The 5918-nt window shown below is 54.1% G+C and carries 1 protein-coding gene, 3 tRNA genes and 3 rRNA genes; all 7 read left to right on the top strand.

What is annotated here, in order from left to right:
* Positions 1-537 precede the first annotated feature (537 nt).
* The 7 genes from AC1RJ5_RS22365 to AC1RJ5_RS22335 all read left to right on the top strand — a co-directional run bounded on the left by AC1RJ5_RS22365 (position 538) and on the right by AC1RJ5_RS22335 (position 5916).
* Positions 538-2024: ribosomal RNA gene (locus AC1RJ5_RS22365) — 16S ribosomal RNA — on the top strand.
* Positions 2025-2225: 201 nt separating this feature from the next.
* A tRNA-Ile gene (locus AC1RJ5_RS22360) sits at positions 2226-2302 on the top strand.
* An 11-nt stretch (positions 2303-2313) separates the two neighbouring features.
* Positions 2314-2389 (top strand) — tRNA-Ala (locus AC1RJ5_RS22355).
* 354 nt (positions 2390-2743) lie between these two features.
* Positions 2744-5535: ribosomal RNA gene (locus AC1RJ5_RS22350) — 23S ribosomal RNA — on the top strand.
* Complete coding sequence (locus tag AC1RJ5_RS22345; RefSeq protein ID WP_493115851.1) at positions 5534-5686, top strand: hypothetical protein; 153 nt, start codon at positions 5534-5536, stop codon at positions 5684-5686. Before AC1RJ5_RS22350 ends, AC1RJ5_RS22345 begins: the two co-directional genes overlap by 2 nt.
* Positions 5673-5787: ribosomal RNA gene (rrf, locus tag AC1RJ5_RS22340) — 5S ribosomal RNA — on the top strand. Before AC1RJ5_RS22345 ends, rrf begins: the two co-directional genes overlap by 14 nt.
* Together the 16S, 23S and 5S rRNA genes with 3 tRNA genes alongside form the textbook arrangement of a ribosomal RNA operon.
* Positions 5788-5839: 52 nt before the next feature.
* Positions 5840-5916 (top strand) — tRNA-Met (locus tag AC1RJ5_RS22335).
* Positions 5917-5918 lie beyond the last annotated feature (2 nt).

The raw sequence follows: 5918 nt of genomic DNA, 5'->3' as shown, positions 1-5918 counted from the left end.
CCCCTGATTCTGTTGTGATTCGGGTGTTGATTCGGTTGGTTTGGGGGATGCGGGGTTGGTTTTGGGACCTTCAAAATGGTGCTAAAGTGTTGATATTGTGTGGTTTGTGGTTCCTGTTTCGAAAAAAAGACAGAAAGTTACAGATGGCTGTTGACGGGGTGGGGAGTCGGGCATAGAAGCCACTCCACCGACGCGGTGCTCCTCACCGGAACGCTTCGACGGTCACCAAAAACCAGGCGCACAGGTCGCCCCGAGAAAAAGGGGTTAGACGGTGCGTCGGTTTTTGTCGCTCTTTGACATAGTGATTTTGATGAAGGGACATGTGGGCGGCGGCCCCGGGTCTTACGGCTTCTAGGCGTAGGATACTCGGACAAACCAAGCCGTTCCAATGGACTTCCGGTTGCGGGGCTTCGGCTTTGCGGCGGGGTTCATAACATGTCCTACACGTTTCCATACGTGAAGAATTTGTGCAGGAACGGCTCCTAGAAATGAGCTGCTGTACGATCGCACATTCCGGCGGTTGTATGGTGGAACATCAAACTTGAGAGTTTGATCCTGGCTCAGAACGAACGCTGGCGGCATGCCTAACACATGCAAGTCGAACGAGACCTTCGGGTCTAGTGGCGCACGGGTGCGTAACGCGTGGGAATCTGCCCTTGGGTTCGGAATAACTCGCCGAAAGGCGTGCTAATACCGGATGATGTCGCAAGACCAAAGATTTATCGCCCAAGGATGAGCCCGCGTAGGATTAGGTAGTTGGTGAGGTAAAGGCTCACCAAGCCGACGATCCTTAGCTGGTCTGAGAGGATGATCAGCCACACTGGGACTGAGACACGGCCCAGACTCCTACGGGAGGCAGCAGTGGGGAATATTGGACAATGGGCGAAAGCCTGATCCAGCAATGCCGCGTGAGTGATGAAGGCCTTAGGGTTGTAAAGCTCTTTTACCCGGGATGATAATGACAGTACCGGGAGAATAAGCTCCGGCTAACTCCGTGCCAGCAGCCGCGGTAATACGGAGGGAGCTAGCGTTGTTCGGAATTACTGGGCGTAAAGCGCACGTAGGCGGCTTTGTAAGTCAGAGGTGAAAGCCTGGAGCTCAACTCCAGAACTGCCTTTGAGACTGCATCGCTTGAATCCAGGAGAGGTGAGTGGAATTCCGAGTGTAGAGGTGAAATTCGTAGATATTCGGAAGAACACCAGTGGCGAAGGCGGCTCACTGGACTGGTATTGACGCTGAGGTGCGAAAGCGTGGGGAGCAAACAGGATTAGATACCCTGGTAGTCCACGCCGTAAACGATGATAACTAGCTGTCCGGGCACTTGGTGCTTGGGTGGCGCAGCTAACGCATTAAGTTATCCGCCTGGGGAGTACGGTCGCAAGATTAAAACTCAAAGGAATTGACGGGGGCCTGCACAAGCGGTGGAGCATGTGGTTTAATTCGAAGCAACGCGCAGAACCTTACCAGCGTTTGACATGTCCGGACGATTTCCAGAGATGGATCTCTTCCCTTCGGGGACTGGAACACAGGTGCTGCATGGCTGTCGTCAGCTCGTGTCGTGAGATGTTGGGTTAAGTCCCGCAACGAGCGCAACCCTCGCCTTTAGTTACCATCATTTAGTTGGGTACTCTAAAGGAACCGCCGGTGATAAGCCGGAGGAAGGTGGGGATGACGTCAAGTCCTCATGGCCCTTACGCGCTGGGCTACACACGTGCTACAATGGCAACTACAGTGGGCAGCAATCCCGCGAGGGTGAGCTAATCTCCAAAAGTTGTCTCAGTTCGGATTGTACTCTGCAACTCGAGTGCATGAAGGCGGAATCGCTAGTAATCGCGGATCAGCATGCCGCGGTGAATACGTTCCCAGGCCTTGTACACACCGCCCGTCACACCATGGGAGTTGGATTCACCCGAAGGCGTTGCGCTAACTCGCAAGAGAGGCAGGCGACCACGGTGGGTTTAGCGACTGGGGTGAAGTCGTAACAAGGTAGCCGTAGGGGAACCTGCGGCTGGATCACCTCCTTTCTAAGGATATCGGCAGAAAGCGCCTGGCACTTCGGTGCGAGGAAGAGCTTCTTCCATTCCAAAGAACATAGCCGCCGTCCTCATGTCCCTTCATCATCGGATATACTCTTGGGTGTCAGACGAAAGTCTGGCGCCTGAAGGTATTAGCCTGAGCTGGCTCACGCCGCCCGCGGCCTTTATGGCTGGTTCGGGCAGGCAGATGGGCCGGTAGCTCAGGTGGTTAGAGCGCACGCCTGATAAGCGTGAGGTCGTAGGTTCAACTCCTACTCGGCCCACCATCTGTCAGTGCGGGGCCTTAGCTCAGCTGGGAGAGCGGTTGCTTTGCAAGCATCAGGTCATCGGTTCGATCCCGATAGGCTCCACCACTTCTTGAAAGGAAGTGGGCGCGCACCAGATATCCGAATGATGAAGTAACGAGATCTGCTCCTCGGAGCAGTATTGCAGTCACTGACTGCGAGCTTTTTGACATTGTGAATGGGTTTTTCAAATCGATGCCGTGACGGCGTTGGTTTCAGCGGGGGGTCTTCGGATCGTCTGCGGGAGCGAGCGCCGGAACAAATCGGAAGCAACAAGTTCCATCTGGTTGACCGCTAAGATGGGGCGCTTCCAACAAGGCTGAGAAATGAACATCCACACCAAGATACTGCGACACACTGCTCTGCCGAGTTTCGTGTCGGTCTTAGGACCGATCCAGTGTTGTCGTTGGTGGTGTGGACTCTCAAGTGTGAGGTAAGGGCATTTGGTGGATGCCTTGGCGCATACAGGCGATGAAGGACGTGGCACGCTGCGATAAGCGTCGGTGAGGTGTGAGCAACCTTTGACCCGACGATTTCCGAATGGGGAAACCCACCTAATCCGATTATCTCGACCGCCAGCAATGACGATCGGGGTAATTGGAAAAAGGTATCACTTAGCTGAATAAAATAGGCTTCGTGAAGCGAACCCGGAGAACTGAAACATCTCAGTACCCGGAGGAAAAGACATCAACCGAGATTCCGTTAGTAGTGGCGAGCGAACGCGGACCAGGCCAGTGCCTGATATTCAACTAGCAGAAGTATCTGGAAAGATACGCCATAGCGGGTGACAGCCCCGTATGCGAAAGTGATGTATCAGGACTTGAGTAGGGCGGGACACGTGTAATCCTGTCTGAATATAGGGGGACCACCCTCTAAGCCTAAATACTCGTATGCGACCGATAGCGAACTAGTACCGTGAGGGAAAGGTGAAAAGCACCCCGATGAGGGGAGTGAAACAGTACCTGAAACCGAATGCCTACAAGCAGTTGGAGCCTCTTTATGGGGTGACAGCGTACCTCTTGCATAATGGGTCTGTGACTTAATGTACCAAGCAAGCTTAAGCCGATAGGTGTAGGCGCAGCGAAAGCGAGTCTGAATAGGGCGAATGAGTTTGGTGTATTAGACCCGAAACCCGGCGATCTAGGCATGACCAGGATGAAGGTGCGGTAACACGCACTGGAGGTCCGAACCGATTAACGTTGAAAAGTTACCGGATGAGTTGTGTTTAGGGGTGAAAGGCCAATCAAGCCGGGAAATAGCTGGTTCTCCGCGAAAACTATTGAGGTAGTGCCTCGGATGAACACCCTAGGGGGTAGAGCACTGGATGGATGCGGGGGTCGCGAGATCTACCAATTCTAACCAAACTCCGAATACCTAGGAGTGATATCCGGGAGACAGACGGCGGGTGCTAAGGTCCGTCGTCAAAAGGGAAACAGCCCTGACCTACAGCTAAGGTCCCCAAGTCACGTCTAAGTGGGAAAGCATGTGGGAATCCCAAAACAACCAGGAGGTTGGCTTAGAAGCAGCCATCCTTTAAAGAAAGCGTAACAGCTCACTGGTCTAAATAAGGGTTCCTGCGGCGAAGATGTAACGGGGCTCAAGACGTGCACCGAAGCTTAGGGTGTGTAGTTTACTACACGCGGTAGCGGAGCGTTCCGTAAGCCTGTGAAGCGATCTGGTAATGGGTCGTGGAGGTATCGGAAGTGCGAATGCAGACATGAGTAGCGATAAAAAGGGTGAGATGCCCTTTCGCCGAAAGACCAAGGGTTCCTGCGCAAGGCTAATCCGCGCAGGGTGAGCCGGCCCCTAAGACGAGCCCGAAGGGGGTAGTCGATGGGAACCACGTTAATATTCGTGGGCCTGGTGGTGTGTGACGGATGGTGTGTGTTGTATGCTCTTAACGGATTGAGCATGCTTCGAAGCTGTCCCGGGAAATAGCCCCACCGTATAGACCGTACCCGAAACCGACACAGGTGGTCAGGTAGAGTATACCAAGGCGCTTGAGAGAAGTGTCCTGAAGGAACTCGGCAAATTGCCTCCGTACCTTCGGAAGAAGGAGGCCCTGTTATTGCGCAAGCAGTAGCAGGGGGCACAGGCCAGGGGGTAGCGACTGTTTAGCAAAAACACAGGGCTCTGCTAAGTCGGCTTCAAGACGACGTATAGGGCCTGACGCCTGCCCGGTGCCTGAAGGTTAAGTGGAGGGGTGCAAGCTCCGAAATGAAGCCCAGGTAAACGGCGGCCGTAACTATAACGGTCCTAAGGTAGCGAAATTCCTTGTCGGGTAAGTTCCGACCTGCACGAATGGCGTAACGACTTCCCCACTGTCTCCAGGACATGCTCAGCGAAATTGAATTCTCCGTGAAGATGCGGAGTACCCGCGGTTAGACGGAAAGACCCCGTGCACCTTTACTGCAGCTTCAGAGTGGCATTAGGAAAGAACTGTGTAGCATAGGTGGGAGGCTTTGAAGCATTGGCGCCAGCCGGTGTGGAGCCATAGGTGAAATACCACCCTGTTGTTTTCTGATGTCTAACCACGAACCGTTATCCGGTTCTGGGACCCTCTGTGGCGGGTAGTTTGACTGGGGCGGTCGCCTCCTAAAGAGTAACGGAGGCGCGCGAAGGTTGGCTCAGGTCGGTTGGAAACCGACTGTTAGAGTGCAATGGCATAAGCCAGCCTGACTGCGAGACTGACAAGTCGAGCAGAGACGAAAGTCGGTCATAGTGATCCGGTGGTCCCTCGTGGAAGGGCCATCGCTCAACGGATAAAAGGTACGCCGGGGATAACAGGCTGATAACCCCCAAGAGCTCATATCGACGGGGTTGTTTGGCACCTCGATGTCGGCTCATCACATCCTGGGGCTGGAGCAGGTCCCAAGGGTTTGGCTGTTCGCCAATTAAAGTGGTACGTGAGCTGGGTTCAGAACGTCGCGAGACAGTTTGGTCCCTATCTGCCGTGGGCGTCGAAATTTGAGAGGAGTTGACCCTAGTACGAGAGGACCGGGTTGAACATACCTCTGGTGTACCTGTCGTCGTGCCAACGGCGCAGCAGGGTAGCTATGTATGGACGGGATAACCGCTGAAAGCATCTAAGCGGGAAGCCTCCCTCGAGATAAGATTTCTTAGGACGGTCGAAGACCACGACCTTGATAGGCCGGATGTGGAAGCGCGGTAACGTGTGGAGCTAACCGGTCCTAATTGTCCTATTCGCACTTGATGAGTCCCACCATCAACGACAGCACTGGCCATCCATCAAACATCAGTTTGATGAGCGACCAACGCTTCGTTGGATGGATGTTCATCAGCCTTGATCAATCGCACGGTTTGAAAAACTTCCGCTGCACAAGCTTCATTGCTTGGTGGCTATAGCGTCTGTGACCCACCCGATCCCATCCCGAACTCGGCCGTGAAACCAGACAGCGCCGATGGTACTATCGCTTAAGCGATGGAAGAGTAGGTCGTCGCCAGGCATTGAAGCTTGTGCATCGGAAGAACCCATTCACCTTGTCATCCCCCGTTTGGCGCGGGATGGAGCAGCCCGGTAGCTCGTCAGGCTCATAACCTGAAGGTCGCAGGTTCAAATCCTGCTCCCGCAACCAAC

The organism is Sphingomonas sp. GW822-FHT03G08 (assembly GCF_058801135.1).
Note: the sequence above shows the minus strand (reverse complement) of the source record. Positions and strands in the feature narration are given on the sequence as shown.

Coding starts and splice junctions, on each gene's coding strand:
- AC1RJ5_RS22345 (WP_493115851.1), top strand. CDS start 5,534: ATGAGTCCCACCATCAACGACAGCACTGGCCATCCATCAAACATCAGT.